Genomic DNA, 26682 nt, shown 5'->3' with positions numbered 1-26682 from the left:
TCGAGGATGGTCAGCTCGATGTCGAGCTCTCCTCTCCAGAGTTCATCGTGGTCGCACTCGGCCAGCGGTTTACGAAACGAGTTGATGTGATTACGTCCGGTGTGCCAGGCTTTGTCGCCAGCGTCGATTGTGATGCCTTGGTTAACGAACCAGGCGCGGATGGTGTTTTTGGTCTTGTTAATTCTCCGGTCAAGCGTCTTGCGATATTTGACGAGAGAACGGAATTCCCGGTGTTTATGCGACGGAGTGTGGACGGCTTTGAGTTCTCCCATGGCAGCCATGCGAGCGAGTTTGAAGGCGTCGTCACGATCGGTTTTGCGTTAGACGTTGGCCCACCGCCAAGCTTCCTCGTTGGTGCTGCAGACGAGTGTTTTCAGTCCGTGACTTTGAGCCAAGTCATTGATCCAGCCCGAAGGGGCACAAGCTTCCATGACGATGAGGTCAGCTTTCGCATCCTTGAAGATACTGGCGATGGATTCCCGGTTGGTGGGCGTGGTGAGGAACTTGGATTTTCTGGTTTTGGAGTTGAAGAAGCAGGCAACGGAGTTGAATTTGCCGAGGTCCAATGCGAGAATCTTCATTGTTGAATGTCCGTGGTTTTGGTGGGTGGAGTGAATGTGACCGGCAGCCGCACGCCGCCGAGATCACGGGTCCGAGTCGCCAGTCATTTTGAACGAATGGCTCCCACCCATCAAACCTCGGACTTACATGGATTCTTTCGCCGACTGAAATCATGAGATCCCGTTGGTTTTACCTTGCCGGCATTGCGTGCCTTGGCGGCCTCACCATATATCTCGCCCAACCGCCGAGCGAGACGGTGATTGTCGACCGACCAAACACCGAATTCGACCGTGATGCAATGATGTCATCGCCACATCCCGTCGTGCATGCATTACGCTCAAGCACATTGCAGATCGGAAGCTCCGAAGAACAACTTTTGGCGATTCAAGATCCGCTTTGGCAACAACACTACGGACGGTACCGCATCTTCGGCTACGATCCTGAACGTTCATACGACTACACGGTCGTTTGCACGTTGGATGGCAAGGTTGCATCTGCCGGCACCGGCAGCTGCCTCTGGCGTTGGCAGTTCTTCGACAACATACCTTTGGACATAATTCATGCACGCCGCGCACTTGATCGCTACCGAGCAATTGTCGCGGACGACCCCGCGATGGCTGAACCATTGGCATCCAGCTTTGATTCGGTGTACGGTACACTCAGGATGGACCTTGATGCCCAAGGCGGCGAACCAAGCGTTCGACCGGAGACCTCGAAAACGTCTTCTGGTGATGGTTGATCGTCCGCTCGGTCCCGGTCAACGCCGCCGTTATTCGACTTACTGCATCAGACCTCATCGACGCGACAGCTGGAACATATGCCAATCGTTTTACCCGAATCGAATGACAGCGAATCGGAATTCCACGCATTCCGTAAGAAGGTGTTCTGCGCGGCAGAAGATTCAATCGGTCTTTTTACGCTGCCAATCAGTCACCACGAGAACGGCAAACTACAGGAAATCCGGACAGGATTTCTCTTGAGGCTCGGAGACATGCGGTTTCTAATAACTGCGGGGCACGATATGCGTGAGCACTACGAGGCCGGCAAACCGCCTTACGCTGTTTTTCCAGATGAAAAGATCCAACCGGCTCTGATACTCGCTGAAGACCCTGGTTTTTTAACCACAAAAGATTCCCGCGAGGATCTTACTGTCGTTCGATTGCGCGACGAAACCGTGAAGTCATTGGAAGGTCACTACGATTTCTGTCGGCTCGATCAAATTGATGCCCACCACATCAGCCAGAGACCGCCTAGCTTGTATCTCCTTTATGGCTACCCGGTAGCTCGGATTCAAAAAGACGCTAATGATAAACTGGTTGCAAACACGTGGAAATATTTAACTATCCCGTACCAGCACGAGATCCCTGAGATTGCTAACGAAAACCCCGAGTATCATGAGTTCTACTCCTACGATCGCGTCACAAGAAGCGACGAAGGCGTCCAGGTTGACCCCAACGGACTTTCCGGATGTGGGATATATTTCTGTGGTATGCCACAGACTCACCAGCCCTTCTCTCACGAGTACTTTCGCTTGGTCGCCGTGCAAACGTCTTGGAATCGCACACGGCAGTATGTGAAGTCAACTTCTGTCAGGGTGGTTCTCACGATAATCTGGAAGTACTTCTCTGATTCTAGAGACATACTGAGGATGCACGGTTACCAGTTTTGATTTCCCCGCTTTCTCGACGCGCTGCACACATGCGAATAACAATACCGTGCACTGGAGCGGCGTGTCAGGAGTTTTGACAATGGTTAATTTCCCGTCGCCGCCCAGTGACGGCTAGCGTTCTGCCAATCATGACCAAAGTATTCGTACTTCAGCACGAGCATGAAATTTGCGGTCGCGAGCACGCCAAATTCATCGGAGTGTACGCGACGAATGACGATGCGGAAGACGCTATCGTTAGACTGCGTATGCAACCAGGTTTCCGCGACTGGCCTGATGGGTTCTCGATTGGTGAATACGAACTTGGGGTTGATCACTGGGTTGAGGGATTCATTACGGCCGTAAATATACTGATTCCTTCTCGAACGAGTGCCGGAGAGTACTACACCGCTGGTTCGGTTTGGTACCCTGGGGATGTTTACGAGATTACCGACATTGACGCTCCTCAACGAGCCAAGTTTGACGTCGGCGATTTCGTGCGATGCATCGAAAAAGCTGTGCCTGAAATTGGCGATCGCGTGCTTGTGGCCTACGAGGCTGTCGAGGAAAAGGCAGAACCAAGGGATGCACGTGAGTCGCCGAGTTGAGTTTATTGAAGTGGTTGATCGTTCGCGGCGACCACGTGATCCCAAACGTTATCCGACTGAAACGCCACGAATGTCATGTCGTTACGCCCCGATAAAGTGTCCGGCACAATCACGTGCGTATTTGGCATCGCTCTCATCTGCTTCGCGTCGTTTGGCTTGATGATCGTCGCACTGCAACGCGTGATGATATCTGCCATGCCACCGATGCCTCAAAACCCCAATGGGGCATCGGTTGCCGACGCAATGCGTGCGATCCACGGCGTTTGGTTCATCTATCTCCCAATCATGATCGTGGGCGGAATCGTTTACGCTGTGTCCGGTTTTTACGTTCGGCGCGGATCTTTTGCCGCACGACGCGTCGCTCAGGCCAATGCGATCGTCGGCTATATTTGGGTCGTCGCGTATTCAATCAGTTGCTACCAAATCATTGGCCCACCGCCGGATGTACTGCCCGAACCTGCAAGCACGGTATTCCAATGGTTTTCGATTATCGTCGGCGCATTGATCGGCGCGGCATTTCCAACCGGCTTGCTCTACCTCCTCAGCCGTCCTCAAAATCAAGGCGCGAAGATGGCACCTGAACCCGCCAAACAGGCATAAGGATGAGAATCAACGAATGGATAGTGAAGAGTCTACTTGAATGGAACGCGGATTGCCGGATAACCAATCGGTGAACGTGCGGACTGGCAAGGTCTTGAAGACTAGCGGGTGTGAATCCCGCCTGAGTAACTGTTAGCCACAGGCTCAGTATCGAGTTTTGCAGGCGACGTATAGACATCATCGGTTGAAGTCGTCGCTTGAAGCGTACACAGAAAGGTAGTGAGGATGAAGCGATCGTAGGTGGCCCTGCGACGCTGAATGGATGTTAGCCTCGAAATTTGGTAACTGTCGGATTCTGCCCAAGGCTTGTGCATTCCTGAAGGCAACATCGCTCGCAGCGCTATCGGCAAGCTGCTAGCGGAGACCCGGGGTCGGCGGCCCATTCGCACTACACATCAAGTCAATCAGGCAACCAGTGAGACCCTGAAGTTCTTGACCGTTTTAAGCCTTCCAACTTGAGCGATCGAGTATGTCCTAGAAGTGGAATAAGCGACGAAGAAAAATGACATTCAGGGAGTCGGATGACCGAAAAGTACCGTTGAAACTTGAACACCAATCAAGTGGAATGAAGCCGGGTAATACCGGTGCAGGGAAGGCGGTCAGGATTTCACGCGATCTAGACTAGGCATCGACCGTACTCAGTGACGGCCCCTCGGTGTTAACTCGGCTGTATCGCAGTTTTTCTCGTGTGATGGGAGTTCGGAATCGCACAGCGATGTTTTCTCTACGCGCATGCCCCCGCGTGGATCGACAACGATTGAGTGTTACTGCCCGTTTTCATGGGTGATACCAAGTGAGATCTGGGAGCCGGATGCTAGAAAGTGGCACGTCCGGATCTGAGAGGGGCCGAGGGTCAATGCGGCAGGGTTAGAATATTGTGACACCACCGCAGGAAACTGGTGGCGAACAGGGAACACAAACCCTAACCTAAACCAAAGAGACCTCGGTCTACTCGCCCGAAGTCGCGGAGCCGGGCGTTTTGAAGTGGAGGATCAACCGTCGCCGCCGGCTGATCGGTAACGTTCTGGCATTGAAGAAATCGTACTCGTACTCAAGCGAAGCCGGTACTCGTACTCGAAATGGGGCACCGATGACCGAACCAATCTTCGACCACGATCGACTTGATGTTTACCGACTGTCGATCGAATACGTCGCTTCATCGTTCGCCATCGCGAAGGAGTTAAACGGACTTCATCGTCATGCCCGCGACCAATGGCTTCGCGCCGCACAATCGATTCCGCTGAACATTGCCGAAGGCAATGGCAAACGCAGCCTCAAGGATCGAAATCGATTTCTCTATATTGCCCGCGGATCGGCATTAGAAGGCGCTTCGATTCAGGATGTGCTCTTCGCAACGGACGGGCTTGGTGGCGAACAACACGGTGAATTGAAACGAACGCTCAAACGGATTGTTTCGATGCTGACGCGACTGATCACCCGCGCTGACGCTGTCTCCGAATCCAGCGCACAGTACAATGCTGCTGCTGAGTACGAGTACCGCGATGCTGAGTACGAGTACGAGTACGAGCACGAAGTACAGCCAGAACCAAGAATTGCACCGAAAAACGCGGCGCAGTTGTTCTCCGAATCAATGTCCACCGCGCGTCCTCGGTGAATTCAAACGTTATCCGACTGGCGATGATGACTTGATGCAATCGTGCCGGCGATTCACACGGTTTGCACGCGTGATGGAACCGGCGTTTGTTTTCCAGCGTTCCTTGTTGAGGCAAGCTTCAAATCGCTGTCGCAAATGCATACGTGGTTGACCAAATGGCAGAATGATTAGGTGGCAAAATGATTGACGCGAGCTGATTTGTCATTTTGCCTCACATCATTTTGCCTACAAATTTCTTCTTTGTTTTTGCGGTAATCAACGGATTTGCCGGCGGTCGTTGCGCTCGCTATGATTGGATCAACGTCAACCGTCGTGGTTAGCGACATCCCACTACCGCAAACCGGGGAACCATGCGATGGTGACGGAGCGGCGGCATCGTTTTTCCAGAGTGGTCCGTCACCGTTCGCCGCCAGAATATCGCTCCCGTTACCCGGCTGAAGCCATCGCATGACAATTCATGACTCTTGCCGTGCGGGCGACGTTAAAGCTGTCCGATCAATGGTCTTGAGCGACCCTTCGCTGGTCGATGCAGACGACGCCCACAACTGGCGACCAATCTTTCATGCCGCGATTGGGAAGCACGCGGATGTGGTCCGATTTCTACTCGAATCTGGTGCCGATATTTCCGCCCACGACGGTGACGCACTACACTACGCTGCGGAAGTTCCGGAGAATACCGACGTCGTTTCCCTACTTGTGTCGTATGGCGCGCTCGATCCACACGTTCGCCCGTCTTGCGATGTGTCACGCCAACTTTTGGCGGCGATCTTTCTTCGCGATGCCAACCGTGTTCGCTCTTTACTCAAGCGTCATCCTGGCATCGCGACTTGCCCCGATGGACGTGGCGATTCCCCGATCCACCACGCCGCGCGAAACGGAGACGTTAGAATTGTGCGACTACTCATTGAATACGGTGCTGGCACCAACGAAAATAACACACGCGGGCATACTGTACTTTACTGTGCTGGTGGACATGGCCATCTAGAAACTGTTCGATTGCTGATTCACTTTGGGGCTGACCCAAGTGTTCGCTTCACACATGACGGCAAGAACTTAGCCGAATGGCTCGCGCAGTATCCGGATGACGAACGTCTCGTTCCCATTGCTGAATTGCTCGCTAAAATGCCGGAAAGCGGATAACCATGCGATGGTGACGCAGCGGCGTGGCCGCCGTTTTCGTCTGCTTGCAAGTTCACTCCCGCCGCCCTGTGATCGGCGACGTTATGGCAATCGAAGATGCCTCATACCCTTTCGCCGTTCAGTTTGTCACTTTTGGTCTACGCGGTTGGTTGCATGGAACACACACCACCTTCGGATTCATTTCGCGTAGCGATTGTCACCTCTGAGAGCATCGACATCGCGAAAAGTGAGGCATCCTCGCGACTGAAACCGGCGTTTGTTTTCCAGCGTTCCTTGTTGAGGGAACCGTCAATTCGCTGTCGCAATTGCCCCCGCGGTCGATCGATTGGCAGAATGATTAGGTGGCAAAATGATTGACGCTCGCTGATTTATCATTCTGCCTCACATCATTCTGGCAACACATTTCTTCTTTGTTTTTGCCGCTACAGGCGGATTTGTTGGCAGTCGTTGCGCTCGCTATGATTGGATCAACGTCAACCGTGGTGGTTAGCGACATCCCACTACAGCAAACCGGGGAACGATGGGGTGTTACGGAGCGGAGGTGGCACGCCGTTTGGTCTGCTTGCAAGTCAATCGCCGCCGCCCGCAAAACTCTAGCGTTATTGCTGCCTGTGGTTGCTCGGTTGATCGCCAAGCTTCGTGATACTTGCAATCGGTCGATTACAGGGCTCCGTGTCTGCCGCGTAATCGCTTGCCGCTGTCAAGCGACGCTGGGCGAAGCCTCACGGCAAAGGCATTCGTGTGTGATTAGCGAAGATTAGTGTTCTTTCTTGCTGGAACACTAATCGCCACTCATAAACACTAATCGTTGCGCGGTCTTGCCAACGCAGGAATTCCAACACAGCGCGATGCGCCTGCAAATAACGCCGACTCATGAACCTGCTCGGTCAATTGTTGCTCGGTCTCGCTTGGGGCAGTATTCTGAACGTGCGCGAGATCGGTTCGATTGGCGAATCGTCTATCGAACAAGCCCATCGCAAGAACCAAGGGGCGAACCAAAGATGACGCTCTGACGTTGCTGAATTGGTAAATTTTGGGCAGCAACTTGGTTAACCCAGCATTCTGCTATTGAGGTACACAGCCATTGTCATTCGCCAAAGTCGCCCAGCTAATTTGGGCCGCATTCTTCGTTGCTACGATTGGTCTTCGAGCGTTTGCATCGGGCAGCTTCATGGGTGTCGCGTTTGGCGCGATCTCCATCGCATACCTTGCCGCAGCCTTGGCCTGCTTGACGAACTCAAAAGCCGGCTGGATCGTCGCACTCGCCGTACCGATTCTGCCGTTGCTTCGATGGACACCAATGGTTGTAATGAACTTTTGGATGTACTTTACCGGTCACGAGCTATACAAGGATTCGCCCGCGACGATCTTCATTGTCGCAATCAATGCGATCATGTTTGTGCTTCCGGGTTTGCTGATCTACCTATGTCTGTTTCTTGATCGGAAACGATTGCTTTCCGTGATTTTCCCGTCGGTTACAATCGATGAAGGTGGCGAATCGCCAGCCTCGATTGCAATCGAGCCGATCGGTCCGGTCGATCCGAATCCCTACGCTCCACCCCACACGTAGCGCCGTGCAATGAGCAAAACCAAACGGTGCACCGCAGATACGGCCGTGCTAAACTTGGCCATCACCGCGTTAACCGCCCGATCGCGGTGACCATCAACGTGCTGCGACTCACGACAACGCAACCGAGTTGTGCAATCGCATGAGAATCAGGCCGCAGTTTTCCCTTCGATCTGTTTTAGCCGCGACATTGATTATCGCTGTGCTGATTGCGTCGTGGCGAACTTATGAAAACTGGGGTTACGAGCGTCATCTTGCGGTTGAAGCCGTCCCATCCCCAAGTGCGATCATGGACTCGACATTCCAGATTGCGATCGAATACCGAAAGCGATTCTGGTTTCTGCCCGGGGCCGAATCCGTCTTAGTCCCCGTGGACCGTGACTCCATCCAACGCATCCGGGGCGATGCGTTGGCTGCTTACGACTGGTCAGTCGATGACCTTGCGGGAACGACTTACTATTTCAGCTCCGACCATACTCCTCCGCCGGGATGGGACGGGAGTGATCCGTTCGACTTTCACATCCCTGAGGACGGATGAGAGAGCAGGGCGGGCGGACAATCATCGGTTGTTGCTGAGTGGCGTCAGCGAGGCAATCTCTGCTTGCAAGTCGACCGTCGCCACCGCAAAAGCGTCTCGCTATCCCATTCAAGTCGTTGCCATTGACCCACAGCCGAATCCGTGCGATCCACCGCGTCCTATTTATGACGCAGCCACCAGGCCAATGGCGAGGCGATTCTTCTCGCCCAAACGCGGCCCTTCGATCGTCATTGCCGTTTCCGCATTGCTGGGTGGCATCAAAATGATGGGTAGGTGGCACGATCAGGTTAGCATCAAGCACAGCTCCGTGACGGGCATGTCTTGGGAACGGGCACGTCTTGCGAACGGGCACGTCTTGCGAACGGGCGACAGTCAAAAAGCATCGATGGAAAGGATTACGATTATGAAATGGGCCTGCGAAACGAGGGCCGAGGTGCAGTCCCGCGTGGGGTGCGGTTCTTTGGGCGGTGGCGCGTCAATCGTCACTTCTAAGAAAATCGGCAGGAAATGGAACGCGGTCGCATTTGGTGACTTCTGGCTATGCTAGAATCGCAGCGAACAACGGGATGCACCAGTGCGACGGTGGCCCGCGTCAATGAATGGCAGAGACGAATGCCGTCGCTTGGTGAACTTTGTCGTTTCGGCCTTGAGTCTAATCCAATGATCAATCGCACACTTCGTCTCGCTGTTTTCCTCGTGCTTCTTAGTGCCGTGCCAGTGTACGCTCAGGAACGCTCAGTGCTCGATCAACATTTCGTCTTCGGCAACTTTCGAGTTCTCGATACAACCACGGGACCGTCATCGATTCCCGATGACGACATCGATTCGTCTGGCGTACCTGACCGCGCTGAAGATATCGTCAAGCAGATGGACGCGACACACAAGCTGTTTTGCGCTGTTTTCGGATACACGATCCACTGAATTGCGAACGCGACGCGGGGGTAAACTGCATTCAGGTTTCGATTCGCAATCGCGAGGAATGTGACATCGGCAATGGCAAGGTGTATGACGAGGCTGAGCGAGCAAGGAAAATCCCTGAAGGTCGTCCAGATGGTCGCGCACTCATCGTTGCGATTGGCAGCCACATTGACGCGAAGGCGAATATCCCCCCTTCACACGAAATATATTACTTAATCCAATACGCCTCAACCTATTTCAAGAACCGATGGTTTCTCGAAGGCCCGGCACGCTGGGCGGAACACGCGTTAGGCGCCGATGGGTTCGGAGAGTGCAAATACTCGCCACGTGGCCCTTGGACTCAGGCCGAACAGCACTTTCGGGTACTGTTCGAGCAATCCTATGACGCCGAACACGTATTGTGGAATCCCATTGCGGTCGCGACCGATTCAAAGAGGATTTTGCCACGAAGTAAAGAACTACGAGAAATCGCCTCGATGCGATACTCGCATGGACAGCCGATTTTGCGAGACATGAATCTGAACGGCATCAAAGTGATGAGGGACATTCTCGAAGAACTTGGTCGAATGGATGACATTGCCTTTGAGAAACTTGGCTACGAGAGTTGGAGCGAAGACAACCAGCGATCTGACAGTAATTCGCGTTTTGCTTATGAGGCAGTGATGGAGCCCTTCGCCGCCACAATCGACGCGTAGGCCCGTTCTCGGCACAGTAGAATGAAGCGAGCGGAACGATGCCACGCAGCAAAGCGCGTCGTCGCGCGTTCACATACAGAAACTCAATCTGCCGTCCATCGGTGATGGCGCACGTTATTGCAATTAGATGCTCTGGCCTATTGTCCTGCCGTTTAAGATTACAGCGTGCGTCTTGCTTGCGGTGGTCTTTCTTGCAACGCTTGCTGCCCCGCTTGCAAAATGGCGACGTGTACCAACATTCATTGGCATCACGCTAATATCGCTTCTCGCCTTCGTTCCATCATGTACGGGGATCATGGAAGTTCTCGACACCAAACGTTTTGGTGTCTTCGACTACGAAACGTTCGATGAAGTTGATGACTTTCGCGTCGAACGTTACTTGCCACCCGATGCCACAAACATCACGGTCGACAAGTATGCTCAAGGATTCAGAGCACGGTTCAAAATTTCACAAACGAATCTTGACGCCTACTTGGACCAAGTATGGCGTTCGTACGGTGACCAATCGGTTGTAGAGCGTGGTGAGATGTCGGCGATGAGAGTTGTGGACGAGGAGTCTCATGATCTTTACTACGGTGATCTTGGTTGGGCCCACCTTGGTGACGCGACCGAGGTTTACGGCCCAATGGCTCGAAACGGAGCGGGTTTTACCGTATGGTTTAGCCCTTCGAAAGGCATCGCGTACCAGCGTGGAAGCTATTGGTGATGCACTGTCACCCTGCGATGGTGCCAGTGCGGTGGTGGGCGCCGGGATTGATCCTTCGCTTTTTTTACCTGACCACTTTTTGCCCTCCATGACGCTCCGTTTGTTCGGGTTGAACAGGAGGGCACAGAGGGCACAGAGGACACGGAGACGCTGGTCAATTCTGCTCCGTTCCCTCCGTTTTCTCCTGTTCATTCAATTCTTCTTGCGGCGAACAGCCCGTGCTCGAACGTGCGCGCACAAACATTGCGCTGCCGATCGAACTCGGGTGTCCATTTGGTGTGCACTTGTTCTGGCGGTGGCTCGCCTGCTCGGACCGTGTGACCACCGAAGTTCACGCTGTCCATTGAGTGGAACGGGGGCTGAGATTAGTGTTCATTAGTGCCGATTAGCGATTCGTGTTTCCGGATGATTTGCACCACTAATGAACACTGGTAATCACTAATGGCTGCGCCCGAACTTGGCCCATCTGAATTGATCAGGCCTCGGTTTCTTGAGGTTCTTATTTGAAGTCACGGTTTGATTGGTGCTTATTCGGATTGAACAGGAGGGCACAGAGGACACGGAGACGCTGGTCAATTCTGCTCCGTTCCCTCCGTTTTCTCCTGTTCATTCAATTCTTCTTGCGGCGAACAGCCCGTGCTCGAACGTGCGCGCACAAACATTGCGCTGCCGATCGAACTCGGGTGTCCATTTGGTGTGCACTTGTTCTGGCGGTGGCTCGCCCGCTCGGACCGTGTGATTACCGCCGTTGACGCTGTCCATTGAGTGGAACGGGGGCTGAGATTAGTGTTCATTAGTGCCGATTAGCGGTTCGTGTTTCCGGATGATTTGCACCACTAATGAACACTGATAATCACTAATGGCTGCGCCCGAACTTGGCCCGTCTGAATTGATCAGGCCTCGGTTTCTTGAGGTTCTTATTTGAAGTCACGGTTTGATTGGTGCTTATTCGGATTGAACGGGAGGGCACAGAGGACACGGAGACGCTGGTCAATTCTGCTCCGTTCCCTCCGTTTTCTCCTGTTCATTCAATTCTTCTTGCAGCGAACAGCCCGTGCTCGAACGTGCCCGCACCACGGTTGCGCCGGAGCCTGATTTGCCTACCACTGCTGGGCAATCGCCGCTCTGGGCGCTCCGGCGGCGGTTGATTGCAAGAATGGTCGACGCGGTATCGGCGATGACGTGAAGGGCTGCGGGAAATGGAATGGAGTGAGTGGCGAGATGTGGGGCTGCCGCCGCCAACGGTTCTCGGCGTGCTACTTCAGTTTTTCACGCAGCTTGACTAGGCCATCGAGGTTTTCCTTGAGTGCAACTTCCGCGTCCACTCCGCTGCGATGGTCGATGATTCCGATCGGGCCACGATAGCCCGATTCGGCGAGTTGTCGCATCATCGTCAACTCGTAATCGCCGCTGCCAAGGGGCAAGATGCGTGCCCCGCCGCCATCGTAGTCGGCATCTTTCCAGTTCATGCCGTTGAGGTTAACGGCATACAGATGAGGCATCATTTGCTCGAGAACCTGAGGGAAGTCTTTCATGTGCTGATGTCCGCGATGGAAATTCAGCACGGTTCCGATCTTGATCCCCGTGTTCTGACGGACACCCTCGATGACAGCCAATTGAACGTCGAGCGTCCCGAACCACGATCCGTAGTTGTAAAGGGCCAATTCGCAGCCCGCTTTGTCGACATATTTCGCGAGGTCGGAGAACGCGGCGATCAGTTTTTTGTTGCGTTCTTCATCCGTGGTGCTCTGGAATGATCCACGGCCGAACATGGCCCAGATCTGAGGTGTTTCTCCCCGTCGCTGCAGCACGTCGAGGATCTGTTTCACATGTGCTTCTTCGGAAGGTGTTTCCGTTTCAACGACGACGTAGACCGAGGTCACTTTGATGTTGCGTTTGGCATACGCGTCCATCTGCTGTTCTAGAATGGGAACGTATTTCTTGAACGCTTCGAATCCCGCCTTCTTAAATCCAAATTGTGCCACCATCTCGGCGCGTTCGTCGGGAGTTCGCTTGACCGAATCGGTGAACATGACCAACCATGCGGTCAAGTTGTCAGTCGCGTAAAGCGATTCGGCCGCCGTCGATGAGGAGGCTCTCGATTCAGCGGGCTTGGCACTGGCGGGCTGTTCTTGCGCATTCGCTACTCCTTGATACACAAACAGGCAGAGCGTCATCGTGGCTGCGAAGCGGAGTCGGTCGTTCATCATTCGAGAATCTTTCAATGGGTGCGTAGCAGGGTGGTGGGGGGAGCGAACTTGCCGAATTCAGCGAGACGTCCGATCGTAACATCCGCTATTTGTCGTCTTCCTTTGCTTGCAGTTGCGCGATCCACTGAGTAAGTGCAGCGACGGCATGGTCGTCGGTCTTCAGTCGACCGATCGGTGGCATGCGATAGCCGCGTTTGTCGGACGTGACTCGCAACAGCATCACCGAACGGTCTGGCTTGCCCGGCGCGATCAGCTTGACGTCCGAGAGCCCCATATGGTTCAGAGGCTTCGCATCGAGAACGCCCAGGTCGGAGAGTTCGGCAGCATAGTCGGCAAACCAGTTGGCGTTGACGCCTCCGGTCGTGTGGCACTGGCTACAATTGCTGGCTAGATAGGAACGAACGCGTTTGTCCAACGACACCGATTGATCATCGAGCGGGTACAGCCGATCGTAGTTGTCGATCGTGTCTTCGTGCAGCGGGGTACTAAACAGACCGAGCTGGTTGAGCGTGCGTAATTGGTTGTCTGACTTGCCCGTCGATGGGTAGTGGAACTCGCGATTGAGTTGTCGCGTGTTGGGGCCCAACACATACCCGGAGGCATGCGTATGGCAGGTCATACAGTCCTGGGGGCCGGGAAAGAACCATGGCTGTCGATTGCCATCGTCGAATTCCAGCTCCGCCTCTTGCCCCATCGCAACGAGGTCGGCGTCGTCGTTTGACTCACGCCAGCGATAGGTGACGCCATAGATCGTGTGATCCTGTTTGACGACGGTCAACCGCGTCTCGACCCGTTTGCGTTGTTCGCCAAGGGCGAAGTGCTTCACGAAGACCGTTCCCGCCGGGTAGGTCCACGGCTCGCTCGGATCAAATTCGATGGTCGTCCCCTCAGGGACAAAGACCCAACGCTGCTTCAACGCACCGTCGGACCAGAGTGGCGAATTGACGTCGTATCCAATCGCTCCGGGGGCCAACGTCATCGAGGCGACGTCTTGAAACGCTCCCGTTTGGGAGAGCGTTTGCGGCAGGAAATCGCGTTCGTTACGCGGCATCTTCAGGTAAGGCTCTGCTCCGCCGCGACCATTGAGGCCGTACGCCTTGGCGTGGCGATAGAGCGCCGACTTTGGTACCGGCGCGAGGGAGGAGGCGTCTGGACTACGCATCTGTAGGCTGCACGAGCCCGGCTCGCCACGTTCATCGAGCTTAAGTGTGAACGCATGTTTGCCCGGTTCTAGTGGGATAAAGCCTGTGCTTGAACTTGCGCTGTTGAACACCTGCGATCCGCCGATCGAGAAGGTCGCGGACATGGGGGCCGATGCGATCGCTGACTCAGGATCCGACGCGGAGAATTCATAGACGCCCGGTTCGTCCACATCGAGATAGCCGCTGAAGACAATGGCGGCATTGGATGGCGGGACCAACTCAAACGCGGGGGCAGTGCCAGATTTTGCCGACTGATTTTCGAGTGAAGTTGTATATTCGACTCCCGCAACGAAACCGTCGATGACTCCGGGTTGGTAGTCCGCAGGACGGGAGGCGAGCGTCTTGACTTGGAACTTCCGCTCCGCGGGAGGCTGTGTTCCGTTGTCGGCGATCACAGTGGCGGTGAATGTGCCGGCATGACTGGGGCGCCATCGGATTTGGCCCGTTTGGCGATCGATCTGCATCCCTTCGGGAGCGTCCCGCAGGGCGAAGCGGACATTCGACTGGCTATCAGTGCGAACGCTTGAGTGATAGTCGGCGCCGATGAATGCAACGGAGGTCGGCATCTCGGTAATCACGGCGGGATGCGCATCCGCATCGACTTGAAGAAACAATGGTTGGGTCGTGACCGATTTGCCATCGTTGTCGGTTGCCCGCGCTTGCACCTCGTATCGACCTGCGGCTGGTCGTTTCCAACTCGCACTCCACAGCGTCTTGTCGCTAGCTGACTTTGCACAGCGTTGGGCTTTGCCGTTAACCAAGAGTTCGACCTTAGAGACGTCGCCATCGTAATCTTGTGCATCGATGCGGAAGTCGACTGTCGCATTGCGTCCATAGACCGCACGGTTCTCCGGAGTTTGGATCACGATCGAAGGCGGGATGTTTCCCCCCAACGGCTTGAGCAACTCGATGCCCCCTTTGATTCCACCGTCTCCGCGGCGGCGGCCAAAGTTGGCGACGTAGATCCAGCCCTGCTTGGTGACAAACAGATCCATGACGCCCTGGAAAACGATCGGCTCGTTGTCCTCGCCCTTGAGAAACTCATGAAAGCCTGTGAAGTTTCCATCTTTGTCTAATACAAAACGTTCGATGCCGGCCAGATTCACTCCCTCAGCCCCCTGGGCGTAGAGGTAGCCAGCAACGAGGTCGCCGTTGAGGTATTCGTCGATTCCACTGATACAGTGATTGCGCCGCGTCCCGATCATCAAACTGAGATCAAAGTTCGGCAAGGGCATCGTGCCGACCGGGTACTCAGGGATCTCAAACGGATCGACCTCGGCCGTTGGGTTGCCGCCATAAGAGACCCATTCCTTGCGAAGTGGGTTGGCGTGGCCGTAGTAGGCGCCTGGTTTCAGACGGGCAACCAAGTCCGGCGGGCCGTCGGAGACCACTTCCTTTTTGATCGGACCGCCGACCAAGAGAGGCCCGCGGGGCGGATCGTGAATGGTTACGTAGTATTCACCATTGGTGTGGTGGACGATGCCGTGAGGGTTGCGTAGTCCAGTAGCAACCAGCTGAATCGGTGCATCGCCCCCCTGCATTTGTGCCAACGTGTAATCGCGTGGTGAAACCGCTCCCTTCGAGAAATCGGGATGTTGCAGATCGATCTCCAACACGGCTGCGGATTGGTTGTCCTCGGTGGTTCCCCAGAATGTCCGCCCACCTTGATTGGCGTATAGTTTCCCCTCGGGCGTGAAGACAAGGTTATTCATTCCATGGTTGCCACCGCGCCCGAGAAAGTCGAGAACGATCGTGTTTTCGATCACGGGATCGGGTGCGCCGATTGGTTTGACACGAATGCGATTGAGATGGCCGCGGTCATTCAGAACGGTGATGTAGAACGTGAGTTGGTCGGGCGTCGATGATGGATCAAAGACGAAACCATTCACCGGTCCGGGAAGCATCAGCAAGCGTTCTTCGCCAACGACATGTCCTGTGACGGGATCCAGTTGGTATCGCCAAACTTCACCGAGATGTTCCTTGACCATCTTGCCTGTGCCATTGTCACGCATCTCACGGCCACCGGAATTGGTCGTCGTCGCATACAGATGGCCGTCGGGGCCGATCGTCACGGTGCTGTGACTGTCGCGTTGCACGAGATTCTCAACGGAGAACCGGGGGAAAAACTCGTTTGCATTGGCTAAGCCCTCAAGTAGCAGCAGGATGATCGTTGCCAGTCCAGGAATGAGGGCGGGACGCAAGCGATCGAGTAGAGTTTGCATGATGACGTACCGTGATGGTTCAGTTGATCATTTGTCGAGTGCAGGGACGCATCGCGTTAAGACATGTTAAATCGAACCGTTGGCGTACGCCAATTTTGTAATTCAAGAGTGTCAGGGCAAATGCGTGTTTGACTTTGAGGTATCCGCCGCACCGCATTAGCGTCCGGTTTCGCTGGGAACCGTGAGCGATCGTTCCGCGGTTGATTTACAATGTTCAGGTTATCCAAAGGATCAGGGCGGAGGGCGGAGTTCTACCCTGATCGCAAAGTCAACATCGGGTTCACGACTACCCTTGGTTAGGGAGCGGGAATTCGTAGTTGATGGTGTAGCTGTCCTCGGTGATTTCCACTTCATCCTTATGGACAGGGAACAGCCGTTCTCCTTCCGGTACAAAGGGGATTTCGACGCCGGTGTAGCCCGATACCTTCACGGTGTGATGGCCAAAGACTGGCCCCTTACCGTCGGAATCGTAATAGCCATCTTTAATCACGAGGAACACCTGCGGGCCGCTGGTTCCTTTTTCGGAATTCGGCCTGTACTCGATCGTGCCCACCGGTACGGGTTCGCCTTGGAAGGTTACATACCCGGACACATCGGCACGCTCAGGACCGCTGTTGCCACCGCAGCCCAAACAGGTCAGCCCCAGCAAGGCCAATGCAACCGCCTGAGCTGGCATGATTCTTTCTAGTCGTATCATTCTGAGGCACCTCCAACTGGCAACCCGTCCGCTCGCGTTCCCGTCGTTTGATACAGAGTGATGTCCATGTTTTCCGACCGGAAACTGACCGATCCGTCGACCATCGTAAACAGACATCCTCCGGGATGGTAACTGCCAAACACACGTTGCATGTGGGCGTGTGATGGCGTTTGACCCGGCGCCATCGAAGGATAGAAGGTGTTGATCTGGTCGCGGGCGGTGGCACAGATCGCGGTCTGCGGCACCGAGTTCCAAGCCATCCCAGCGGAGCCCCAACCTAGATAGTTGTCTTGGCCTGGATCTTGGCCTCGGGAACGTGGGTATTTGGTCTCTCCTAACAGAAACGTATTGGAGGTTCCGTCGAGGACGTGCCCGATATTGGTTTTCGAACCGAGATACAGCACGCCGTCGTTATCCAGACCACGGACACCCACGCTGTCCAGATCGCCGAGGTTCCAACACGTGTACTCGACACCGCCGGAGACTCCTAGGTAGTTCAGCAAGTTGTCTTGCTCGGAATTCCGTGGGTCCGAGGGGCATTTAAATGCATCGACCGACGTCAACCAGACCGCTTCGTTCTCGCGTCCGCCAGCCCAACTCGAGTGCAAGGCCCAGTTGATCGCATAGTTTGAGTCGAACTTTTCATAGAGGGCGCCCTGTTCCAGGAACGGCAGAATCATTGCTGTCCACGGACTGCGACCAATCCGGTCACCCGCTCCGTGATTCGTCGTGAAGCAGTTGCCTCGGCCGGTTCCGGTCAACCTGTCTTCGATGTGGTGTGCCCAGCCCATGGGGAACTTACGATGCGTATCGTGGTAGTTGTGCAGCGCCAAGCCAAGTTGCTTCATATTGTTCATGCAACTCATTCGCCGGGCGGCCTCGCGTGCCGATTGCACCGCGGGCAGTAACAAACCGACCAGGACTCCAATAATCGCGATCACAACCAATAGCTCGACGAGCGTGAACCCTCTTTTTCTAGGGCGTAAGCGACACATCATTGATCTCCCTCTATGTTAACAGAACAGAAAAAATAGCGTGCGATCGACACTAGCGGCGATCGCAAATTATCGTGGGGCTTGGGGCGAGCGGATTAGCCGAAACTCGCGGGGTGCTTGCCGTTCGCAATGCGATGCCTCGGCTTGCCGCTAGTGAACGATTCACTTTGGCTGCTAAGTTGCAGTTGCGAGAATCGCTCGATCATTTCCGTGATGGCGGTTTCCGACGGCAATCGCTCCATCGAACTGGCGCCATAGAATCCGTGTATTTCGGGAATTCGGTCCAACACGTACTGAGCGTCTTCGGGAGTTGCAATTGGACCTCCATGACAAAGCACGATGACATCATCGCGAACCGATCGACATGCCGCGGCAATCTCTCGCACCAGAGGCACACACGAATCGAGGGTTTTCGCGGTCCTGGCTCCGATCGTGCCATTGGTGGTCAGCCCCATATGAGCGACAACAATATCGGCCCCCGCCTCCGTCAAATGGCGCGCTTGCTGAGCGTCAAACGCATAGGGCGTTGTCAACATGTCCTGTTCGTTGGCGGCGGCGATCAAATCCACCTCCAAACTGAAGCTCATGCCTGTCTCTTCGAGGTTTTCGCGAAACACACCATCGATCAACCCGACGGTGGGAAAGTTTTGGATCCCCGCGAACCCCATCTCGCGAAGCTCTTTCAAAAACGGATCTCGCAACAGAAACGGATCGGTTCCGCAAACGCCCGCGAGAACCGGCGTCTGCTGAACAATCGTTAGCACCTCGCAGGCCATCTCCTTAACGATTTGATTGGCGTTGCCGAACGGGAGCAGACCGGCCAGCGAGCCACGTCCGGCCATTCGGAAACGCCCGGAGTTGTAGATCACGATCAGGTCGGCCCCGCCGGCTTCTGCGCATTTGGCCGAGATCCCGGTGCCAGCTCCGCTGCCGATGATTGCTTGGCCGGCGGCAATTTTGTTTCGCATGCGGGCGAGAACGGTCTTTCTTGTGTATGTCATCATGAGTGTGAGTTTCCAGATAGACGAGAGGTGTAAATGAAAAAATGGGCTTAGCTGACCCGCCCGCAGTCAGGTCGGAGCGACTCTCAAAAGGGAATCAGTGACGAAGGTTTCTCCGCTGACATCCCTGAGTTTGTAGACAGAGAGAAACAAAAACTCTGTCGATCCAAGGGTGTAGCAAGAGCTGTACCATTTGCGAGCAGAAGTCGCACGGTGCTTGTTTCGTCCGTAAAAACGAACGCGATTCATCGAAAAAAAACAAAACACCTCTTCGGTGGACTTCTGGTTGGATACTTGAGTGTGTAATGTAACCACCATGTATCCAGTTCGCGGTCGAGGTGTTTGATGTCCGACTTTCGAAGCAGGCTTGAAGAATCACGAACCGGCGCACCGCTCTTGATGGTTGTGCCTGGGTCGGGATTGATTGCACGGTGTGCTGTGGAATCGGAGGCCGATGCGCTGATGGTGCTCAATGCGGGGATCTACCGCTCGATGGGGACGGGAACGCTCGCGGCCTTCCTACCCTATGGCAATGCTAACGATCAGACGGTGGAGCTGCTGAAAGGGCAGATGTTGCCTCGCTCGGGCGATCTTCCGATCATTGCGGGAGTATTTGGCGTCGATCCGACTCGTCCGATTCGCGACCGTTTGCGAGAACTACAGGATCTAGGCGTGATCGGCGTCGTGAATTGGCCCGCGATTGGTTTCATCGACGGCGAATTTCGCGACCAACTGGAGCGCGAGGGCCTCGGTGTCGAGGCGGAGGCGGAGATGCTGGGTATTGCCCGCGAGATGGGGTTCGTCACCTTTGGGTTTTCTCTTTCGGTCCAAGAGGTCCAACGCTTCGTGGCCGCCGGCGTGGACGGTTTGATTCTTGACGTCGGTTTAACGCGATCCAGCGACGATTTCCGTGCCAAGCGGGATGACGTTCATCGAGCGATTTCGGAGCTCAACAAGCTCTCGGCAGCCGCGGATACCCGTCCCGAATGTGTCAGGGTTGCATTTGGTGGTCCGATCACTGCGCCAACGGAATTGAGCGAAGTTTTCCGCCACTGCTCGATCCACGGCTTTGCGGGTGGATCGGTCTTTGAACGGTTGCCAGTACAAGACATCGTCAATACCACGCTGCGCCGGTTCAAAGGTGTTGCTTCGAGCGCCCGCGCCGGGGGTGCGAAAACATTTGGTGGCATGGTGGGGCAAAGTCCCGCGATGCGTCAGGTGTTCGACATCATCAATCGCGTGGGGCACCAGGACGTTACCGTCTGTGTCGAAGGTGAAACAGGAACCGGCAAAGAACTGGTCGCCGGAATGCTGCACCGACTGAGTTCGCGGGCCAACCATCCGTTGGTCACACTCAATTGCGGTGCGATTCCCTCGACGTTGTTGGAAAGCGAGTTGTTCGGGCACGAGCGTGGCGCGTTCACCGGAGCGGAGCGGCAGCGTCCGGGGAAGTTCGAGCTGGCACATGGTGGCGTGCTCTTTCTCGACGAGATCGCCGACCTCAGCCCGCAAGGGCAGGTGGCGTTGTTGCGTGTGCTTCAGCAGAACGAGGTGGTCCGCGTCGGGGGCGATACGACCATCCCCGTGGACGTGCGGATCGTCACCGCATCGAACCGCCCGCTCTCCGCGATGGTCGACGCAGGGGACTTTCGCGCCGATCTGTACTATCGGCTGAGTACAATTACGGTTCGGCTGCCTGCACTCCGCGAACGCCTGGATGATATTCCGTTGCTGGTCGAGGCCTTTTTGGCAATTCTGCGAACCCAACTCAATCGGCCGATCGCGGGCATCTCGTCTCGATTCGAAAAGAAGCTGCGTCAACATTCCTGGCCGGGCAACGTTCGCGAATTGGAACATGTGCTCAATCGTTGTGCGATTCTCGAAGACGGAACGCATCTGGAGGGATGGTCCTTTGAACCCCATCCACATCTACGTTCGACAGCGGACGACGCGGACGGTCCGCTCCCATCAAAACAGGAGCAAGCCCAACGTGCACTCCGAGATGCCGACGGGAACGTGACGCGGGCCGCAGCGGCGCTCAACGTGACCCGCAAGACGCTCTACCGTTGGTTGGACCGCAGTAGCAAGTCCTCCGCACCGCCGACGCCCTAGAACACTCCGCTGGCAGCTGCAGCTTCTGACTCGGCTCCGAGACCCGCATAAAGCTCAACCAATTGTTCACAAAACCGGGTGTCGTTGATGTGGTGCGGCAAACGCACGATACGACAATTCGGATTCGGTTCCAGGCGGGTTTCCAATTCTTCGAATAAGGCCGCATCGGCTTGCGGATCGTAGAACGGTTGTCCCGGCGAATCCAGCATCGACAATCCCTGCTCGGGGATTGCCAGGATCAACGGCGCCGTGGCGTGAATGAACTTTGCGGCCATCCAGCGGGCGATTTTCCGATTCTCCTCTACGGTCGTCCGCATCAATGTGACCTGTTCGTTGTGAACGTGCAGCCGACGGTCTCGGAACTGAGTCGGCACGGTCTCCTGGGAACCGAAGTTCACCATATCGAGCGCCCCCAGGCTGACGACGTACGGGATACGTTTTTCGATGATCGCATCGAAGCGTTTGGGACCCGCCGCAAACACGCCGCCGACCACTTCATCGGCGACCTCGGTGGTGGTCACGTCTAGAACGCCTTGAATCATGCCGTTTTCGACTAGCCGCTCCATTGCCCGCCCGCCCGTACCCGTCGCGTGAAACACGAGACAATCGACCCCGCACTGCTCCATCCGCTGCCTCACATCGGTCACGCAGGGCGTCGTCACTCCAAACATCGTCATCCCTACGGTCGGGCCCGCGTCGAAGCTTGTCGTAGCGGATTGAACCATCCCGGAGATGGCATGCGCTGCATTGGCCAAGATTTTTCGCGAAACCACATTCAATCCGGCCACATCGACGACCGAATACATCATCGTGATGTCGCTGCAATCGACGTAAGGTGCCGTGTTGCCGCTGGCCACCGTCGAAACCATCACCTTCGGTAGCCCGATCGGCAAGGCACGCATCGCCCTGGTGACAATCGAGGTCCCTCCGCTGCCTCCAATGCCAATGACACCACTGACTCGCCCGGCAGCGCATTGAGTCGCCAGAAACTCTTGTAACGCAAAGCCCATTGCCGCAACCGCTTGCCCGCGATCGCTGTGTTGAGAAACCAATCCCGACTCCGCGGTGACCTCGTCACGCGTGATGTCTGGCGTAATCGTCGGCGACAACTGCGTCCCCACATCGACCATTTTCACTTCGATGCCAACCGACCGCAGGCACTCTTTGACGTAAGCCAACTCCTCTCCTTTCGTGTCCATCGTTCCAACAGCATAGACAGCAGCAGTCATGATCGGCTCCATAAAATGGCAACATGAAATTGCGTTCAAATCAAACAAATAAGAATGAATCAGCTGGCAGGCCCCCACCACAAGTCCGTTAATTCGCTGCAATGCGTTAATTCGCTGCAACGCAATGTTTGGATGAATCGAAGCTGTGAAACCAGGTATCCAAACAGACGATTGCACCCAACTAGACAAGAAACACTAGTGGTTGCATTCGGAGTCCACACGATTGAGGGGAACCACAGCCTAGCGGTTCTGAATCCACATTCAAGCATTTTTGTTGACTTCATTGCACAGCTAACAGGTATGACGCCGAGGTTCAAATCGTTGGAGAGACACTCGCCGAGTGAGTGAATGAGCTTGGGAGTGAAAAGAGGATGGGAGCTGAATGGCGCGTAGGTAAGCGGCGCAATTGAACCTGGTGTGGCAATCGCTTGTATCTGGTTCAACCGGTAGCGATGGTAAATGCCAGTGGTTTGCGATCAGCACCTAAAACGTCAACATGAGTTTGAAATCACAGTGAAGTTCCGTTGAAAGGGTGTTTGAGAACATCTCTTTTTCAAGGAGACGGCACCGTGGATGGCGAGTATGCCGATATTCCAAACGACCTGCACTGAAAATTGCTGTTCTCGAACGCCGCTGAACGGGATCTACGGTTGTTGTCGGCGGAAGTTTTGGAGATCAGGCGGCGTGCTGTCTCTTGCCGTTTAGGTTCGTCGTCGGATTGGGCAAGTGGAATTACGTTCATCAAGAACGGCTCGCGTTCCGGGACGCAGCGACGGAGTGTAAATCTCAGCCACACTCAGCTTCCCTGATCCAATTCCCTGATCCAAATCCGACAGCCTAGCCTGACTGCTGCGAAGCGTGTTTCCAACACCCTTGCCATTTCCTAAGCTTCTCATTCGGTGCCGGGCTCTTTTGATTGGTGCGAAGAGCCTAACAGCGAGAGCGGGTTCACACGCGTTTGTAACGGTAGATCCACGGGACCGCCCAAGCGTTGAGATTCAAACACGGCCGCAATCATTTCGATGATGTTGCGACCGTCTTCCGCTGAACAACGAGTTTTGGATTCGGTTTCGATACTCTGAATCAGATCCTTGATCGCGGCGATGTGGCCGCCTTCGTAGTTGCCGTCGGTTCGAGGTTCCGGTTTACCGATTCCCGCGGACGTAATCGTTTCCCAAGACTTGCCCGTGCGAGCAGGTGACCAGCTTCCGTCTCGCAGAACGTAAGCCGGTTTCAGATAGCCGCTGTACATTTCTAGAATGCCGCGCGAACCGAATACCTGTAACCCAAATCGCGATGGTTGCGTGCCCATGCCTTGGCGAGACGCGAAGTGGCCGTAGACTCCTCCGGGATACTGAAAACGCGCCTGCACGTTGTCACCCGCCAACAGACCCACGCCCTCTTTGCCTTCGACGGTATCCGCTTTTGTCACGGCGTGGTCCTTCGTTGTGACCACCGCCGAACAGGACACGGCAGTGTTTCTAGCCAGGCTGTTCATCAGACCGAAGAGATGCGACCCCAACACCCAGAGGTCTTCACCGCCGCCACGATGGTCTTCTTTTCCACGTCCGCGAATTTCCAATATGTCACCGATCGCGCCTGCTTTGATCGCGGCCAGCGATGCGTCTAGCACGGGGGAATACTGACTGACATGAGCAATCCCAAGTTTCAAACGCCGTGTCTGCATCGCTTGCACGACTGCGTCACATTGAGCCAGTGTGGCGCAGAACGGTTTTTCCATATACACGTGGCAGCCCGCTTCGGACGCAGCCATTAGCATTTCGTGACGCTGGTCAATCCAGCGCGGGCAGATGCCGACAATGTCCGGTTTTTCTTTGGCCAGCATTTCGTGGTAATCGGCGTAGTCGTGTGGAGCCGACAGTCGTTTTTGAGCCGCCGCGCGACCGGCGTCGTTGGCATCGGCTACGGCGACGATTTTGATGCCGGGAACTTTCGTGAACGCGACATCGAGACCATGCCCATAGTCGCCTCGGCCTGTGGCCCCGATGATCGCGGCTCGGTAGGTTTTCATCGGTCGGCTGGGCTGAGCGGCGACTCCGTGGATGGCAGTGGTCGCGATGTTGCTTGCCAGCGTTGTGGCAACGGCTGTGGAAGTACGCTGCAGGAACGTGCGACGAGACGGATGAAGCATAAGGATTCTCCGGCGGGTGATTCAGGTGTGAGATCGATGATGCGTCCAAGCTACCAGTAGGTACCGGTGGGTTCCATGGCTGCGGGGGTGGTCTTGCCCTGTGCGATCGAATCGGCAAGACCCTGTAAGTTATCAGGAAAACAACCGAAATTGCGGACATTCGTGTCAGCGTCACTTTCCTCCGGCACCGCAACAAAGGGTGCGTTTGCGTTAACATTGGGCTTCAACACTATGCCTCCCATCGCCCAGAGGAAATTCCCTTTTGAAGCATAACCACCAGGGCGGTCGACGACGCGATTGAACGTGCGCGCGATTTCGCATTAGCTCATTGCGTGGAATTTTATTACACAGCCAAGCACGGCAGTGGGCTAATGTTGCCGAGATCGAGCTAAGCAGCATGACACAACCGTGCGTCACAGGTCGGCGCAGCGGAGACGTCGAAACGCTACAAAGTGAAACAACGACGTGGGCACACGATGCCAGTGTCCAACAGCGCTCGGTCGATAGGCAAATGCGAGACGACGACGACCGCTGCAAACCCAACAACGTGTACCCTGAACTCCACCCCCTGCAATCCTAAACTCGAATTTGAACAATGCCCTCGGCATCAATGACGCGGTAGGGCTTACGACGACTTGGACGTCGGGGCGTTTAGTGAAGGTGACGATCGAGATCGTGGCCATCGGCGCCTCGACCTGGACCTCCGATGATCACGACGCGATAGGTTTTCATCGGTTCACTTACGTTAGTGGCATCAAACGGTCGGTAGCGTCCACGGTTCGCGATATTCGGGACGTGTTCGCAAAGCATTCGCTTCATCGTCGTTGACGAACGTTTCGGTTGTGGCGTCCATTTGCAGAGTCCGTCCGACACGTGCGGCGATATTTCCCGCATGGCACAGTACCGACGCAGGATGCCCGACGGTTTCCAGATCGCAGTATGGTTTTTCGCGTGATTTGATACAGTCGATGAAATTTTGTACGTGCGGCTTCTCGTGGCTGTCGCCGGTGCCTTCGGCCAGCACTTTGCCACCACGACCATGAGCCACCCAACTGCGGTTTCCAATCGTGATCGAACCCTGGTCGCCAAACACCATGGCCCCTTCGGATTGTCCCAGATAATGATACGGCACCCAGACTCGCATTTCGTACGTCAGCATTTTTGAATTTCGTCCATTGTCGCCATCCGCAAATTCGTACGTTACCTGCATGGTGTCGGGGAACTGCTGAGCATCATCGAAATACCACTTGCCGCCATGAGCCGACACTGACGTCGGAAGTCCCACAGGCCGTTCCTTTTGAGCGCGACAGGCGGCATTCAGCAGAGCGACCGCCATGTCGAGTCGATGCACGCCGTCGTTGCCCAGATCGCCTGTGCCATAATCGTATAACCAGCGCCAAGTTCCGTGAAAGCGATTGCGATTGAACGGACGTTTGGGAGCCGATCCCATCCACATGTCATAGTCGACTCCGGCCGGGGGCGTTCCATCCGGCGGAAAACCGATGTTGCCCTGCTTGCTGCTCTCCCATGCTTTGGCGACCAAGCAGCGCCCGAGTGCTCCGGTTTCGACAAATTCAATGGCGGATTGCAGTCGCTCGGTAGAACGATGTTGAGATCCCATTTGCACGATGCGGTTGTGCTTCTTCATCGCGGCCACCATCGTCATGCCCTCGACGATGTTATGACTGTCGGGCTTTTCGACGTACACATCTTTGCCGGCCTGACAAGCCAGAATGGTGGGGATCGCGTGCCAGTGATCAGGCGTGCCGATGACCAGAGCATCAATGGAATCATCGTCGATCAATCGTCGGAAATCACTTTCGGTGCGAATCGATCGACCCTGGTTCTTTTCAGCCGTGGCCAGGCCTTTGGGGATGCGCGACGGATCGAGATCCGCGATGGCCACGACTTCCACATTGGGGTTCGAAGAAAATGTGCTGATCAATGAGTACGCTCGCCCACCAGCACCCATGATGCCGACACGAACGCGTTCGCTAGCCTGAGCGGTGCCGCCGTGCGTGGAAGTGGTCGCCAGCGTTGTGGCAATGGCTGCGGTACTACTCTGCAGGAAGGTGCGGCGAGACGGTTGCGGCATAATAATTCTCCGGCGGATGATTCAGCGGTGCTGTTGGCGATGTAAACATGCTAACAATGGGACTGTTGCCGCCGCAACCAGAAAGAGGGGGGCGGGAGCTAAAGAAAGCAAAGTCCCCGGGCCAAACGAGTTGTGACCCAGAGACACCGCTGTGAGCTGGGGAGGGATCTCTTC

At 55.3% G+C, this 26682-nt stretch carries 23 protein-coding genes and 1 pseudogene; 13 read left to right on the top strand and 11 right to left on the bottom strand.

The genetic code is table 11. The features are described from left to right. Window positions 1-272: pseudogene (locus Pla52o_RS27895) on the bottom strand (IS110 family transposase); the annotation flags it as partial. Window positions 273-733: 461 nt separating this feature from the next. On the opposite strand from Pla52o_RS27895, the gene Pla52o_RS11555 reads away from it, so the two are divergent. The 3 genes from Pla52o_RS11555 (at window position 734) to Pla52o_RS26875 (ending at window position 2814) form a co-directional block, all read left to right on the top strand. After that, window positions 734-1300 (top strand): hypothetical protein, encoded by a 567-nt coding sequence (locus Pla52o_RS11555; protein ID WP_146594785.1) that lies wholly within the window; start codon window positions 734-736, stop codon window positions 1298-1300. Between the two features lie 78 nt (window positions 1301-1378). Continuing rightward, window positions 1379-2230 (top strand): hypothetical protein, encoded by an 852-nt coding sequence (locus Pla52o_RS11550; protein ID WP_146594784.1) that lies wholly within the window; start codon window positions 1379-1381, stop codon window positions 2228-2230. Between the two features lie 128 nt (window positions 2231-2358). Beyond that, complete coding sequence (locus tag Pla52o_RS26875; RefSeq protein WP_197169188.1) at window positions 2359-2814, top strand: DUF7336 domain-containing protein; 456 nt, start codon at window positions 2359-2361, stop codon at window positions 2812-2814. 2 nt (window positions 2815-2816) lie between these two features. Here the strand turns inward: Pla52o_RS26875 and Pla52o_RS11540 are convergent, their stop codons facing one another. Continuing rightward, a complete protein-coding gene (locus tag Pla52o_RS11540) occupies window positions 2817-3011 on the bottom strand; it encodes a hypothetical protein (protein ID WP_146594783.1) in 195 nt (64 codons plus the stop codon). On the opposite strand from Pla52o_RS11540, the gene Pla52o_RS11535 reads away from it, so the two are divergent. The 8 genes from Pla52o_RS11535 to Pla52o_RS11500 all read left to right on the top strand — a co-directional run bounded on the left by Pla52o_RS11535 (window position 3010) and on the right by Pla52o_RS11500 (window position 10593). Beyond that, window positions 3010-3414 (top strand): hypothetical protein, encoded by a 405-nt coding sequence (locus tag Pla52o_RS11535; RefSeq protein ID WP_146594782.1) that lies wholly within the window; start codon window positions 3010-3012, stop codon window positions 3412-3414. The genes Pla52o_RS11540 and Pla52o_RS11535 overlap by 2 nt on opposite strands. Before the next feature lie 1090 nt (window positions 3415-4504). Then, window positions 4505-5029, top strand: coding sequence for a four helix bundle protein (locus Pla52o_RS11530; RefSeq protein ID WP_146594781.1), 525 nt, complete (start codon window positions 4505-4507; stop codon window positions 5027-5029). Between the two features lie 447 nt (window positions 5030-5476). Further along, entirely contained in the window at window positions 5477-6169 is a 693-nt protein-coding gene (locus Pla52o_RS11525) for an ankyrin repeat domain-containing protein (RefSeq protein WP_146594780.1), read from the top strand. 1084 nt (window positions 6170-7253) lie between these two features. Continuing rightward, window positions 7254-7739 carry a hypothetical protein gene (locus tag Pla52o_RS11520; RefSeq protein WP_146594779.1) on the top strand — a complete coding sequence of 162 codons (486 nt, stop codon included), beginning with the start codon at window positions 7254-7256 and terminating at the stop codon, window positions 7737-7739. A 286-nt stretch (window positions 7740-8025) separates the two neighbouring features. Next, window positions 8026-8274: a hypothetical protein gene (locus tag Pla52o_RS11515; RefSeq protein ID WP_146594778.1), complete on the top strand. Its 249-nt coding sequence runs from the start codon at window positions 8026-8028 to the stop codon at window positions 8272-8274. Window positions 8275-8934: 660 nt separating this feature from the next. Further along, complete coding sequence (locus tag Pla52o_RS11510; RefSeq protein ID WP_146594777.1) at window positions 8935-9195, top strand: hypothetical protein; 261 nt, start codon at window positions 8935-8937, stop codon at window positions 9193-9195. Window positions 9196-9275: 80 nt separating this feature from the next. After that, window positions 9276-9887, top strand: coding sequence for a hypothetical protein (locus tag Pla52o_RS11505; protein ID WP_146594776.1), 612 nt, complete (start codon window positions 9276-9278; stop codon window positions 9885-9887). Between the two features lie 295 nt (window positions 9888-10182). Next, a complete protein-coding gene (locus tag Pla52o_RS11500; RefSeq protein WP_146594775.1) occupies window positions 10183-10593 on the top strand; it encodes a hypothetical protein in 411 nt (136 codons plus the stop codon). A 1256-nt stretch (window positions 10594-11849) separates the two neighbouring features. Here Pla52o_RS11500 and Pla52o_RS11495 read toward each other — a convergent pair. The 5 genes from Pla52o_RS11495 to Pla52o_RS11475 form a co-directional block, all read right to left on the bottom strand. After that, complete coding sequence (locus tag Pla52o_RS11495) at window positions 11850-12803, bottom strand: sugar phosphate isomerase/epimerase family protein (protein ID WP_146594774.1); 954 nt, start codon at window positions 12801-12803, stop codon at window positions 11850-11852. An 85-nt stretch (window positions 12804-12888) separates the two neighbouring features. Beyond that, the gene (locus Pla52o_RS11490) at window positions 12889-16227 is read right to left on the bottom strand and encodes an Ig-like domain-containing protein (RefSeq protein WP_146594773.1); all 3339 of its coding nucleotides are present in this window, start codon (window positions 16225-16227) and stop codon (window positions 12889-12891) included. Window positions 16228-16513: 286 nt separating this feature from the next. Then, complete coding sequence (locus Pla52o_RS11485) at window positions 16514-16924, bottom strand: hypothetical protein (protein ID WP_146594772.1); 411 nt, start codon at window positions 16922-16924, stop codon at window positions 16514-16516. After that, window positions 16921-17919: a DUF1559 family PulG-like putative transporter gene (locus Pla52o_RS11480; RefSeq protein WP_449289960.1), complete on the bottom strand. Its 999-nt coding sequence runs from the start codon at window positions 17917-17919 to the stop codon at window positions 16921-16923. The genes Pla52o_RS11485 and Pla52o_RS11480 overlap by 4 nt, the downstream gene beginning before the upstream one ends. 95 nt (window positions 17920-18014) lie before the next feature. Then, window positions 18015-18923 (bottom strand): phosphoenolpyruvate hydrolase family protein, encoded by a 909-nt coding sequence (locus Pla52o_RS11475; protein WP_146594770.1) that lies wholly within the window; start codon window positions 18921-18923, stop codon window positions 18015-18017. A 342-nt stretch (window positions 18924-19265) separates the two neighbouring features. On the opposite strand from Pla52o_RS11475, the gene Pla52o_RS11470 reads away from it, so the two are divergent. Then, entirely contained in the window at window positions 19266-21032 is a 1767-nt protein-coding gene (locus tag Pla52o_RS11470; RefSeq protein WP_146594769.1) for a phosphoenolpyruvate hydrolase family protein, read from the top strand. Here the strand turns inward: Pla52o_RS11470 and Pla52o_RS11465 are convergent. The 3 genes from Pla52o_RS11465 to Pla52o_RS11455 form a co-directional block, all read right to left on the bottom strand. Continuing rightward, on the bottom strand, window positions 21029-22261 hold the full coding sequence (locus Pla52o_RS11465; RefSeq protein ID WP_231612268.1) for a Tm-1-like ATP-binding domain-containing protein: 1233 nt from the start codon (window positions 22259-22261) through the stop codon (window positions 21029-21031). The two genes, Pla52o_RS11470 and Pla52o_RS11465, sit on opposite strands and share 4 nt — an antisense overlap. 892 nt (window positions 22262-23153) lie before the next feature. Continuing rightward, complete coding sequence (locus Pla52o_RS11460) at window positions 23154-24413, bottom strand: Gfo/Idh/MocA family protein (protein ID WP_197169186.1); 1260 nt, start codon at window positions 24411-24413, stop codon at window positions 23154-23156. A gap of 50 nt (window positions 24414-24463) precedes the next feature. Continuing rightward, a complete protein-coding gene (locus Pla52o_RS11455; protein ID WP_197169185.1) occupies window positions 24464-24640 on the bottom strand; it encodes a hypothetical protein in 177 nt (58 codons plus the stop codon). A 170-nt stretch (window positions 24641-24810) separates the two neighbouring features. Between Pla52o_RS11455 and Pla52o_RS11450 the strand changes: the two genes are divergently transcribed. Then, window positions 24811-24993 carry a hypothetical protein gene (locus Pla52o_RS11450; RefSeq protein WP_146594767.1) on the top strand — a complete coding sequence of 61 codons (183 nt, stop codon included), beginning with the start codon at window positions 24811-24813 and terminating at the stop codon, window positions 24991-24993. A 174-nt stretch (window positions 24994-25167) separates the two neighbouring features. Here Pla52o_RS11450 and Pla52o_RS11445 read toward each other — a convergent pair whose 3' ends face one another. Continuing rightward, a complete protein-coding gene (locus Pla52o_RS11445; protein WP_146594766.1) occupies window positions 25168-26508 on the bottom strand; it encodes a Gfo/Idh/MocA family protein in 1341 nt (446 codons plus the stop codon). Window positions 26509-26682: the final 174 nt, after the last annotated feature.

Origin of the sequence: Novipirellula galeiformis, from assembly GCF_007860095.1 — a bacterium.
Lineage (GTDB): Bacteria > Planctomycetota > Planctomycetia > Pirellulales > Pirellulaceae > Novipirellula > Novipirellula galeiformis.
Note: the sequence above shows the minus strand (reverse complement) of the source record. Positions and strands in the feature narration are given on the sequence as shown.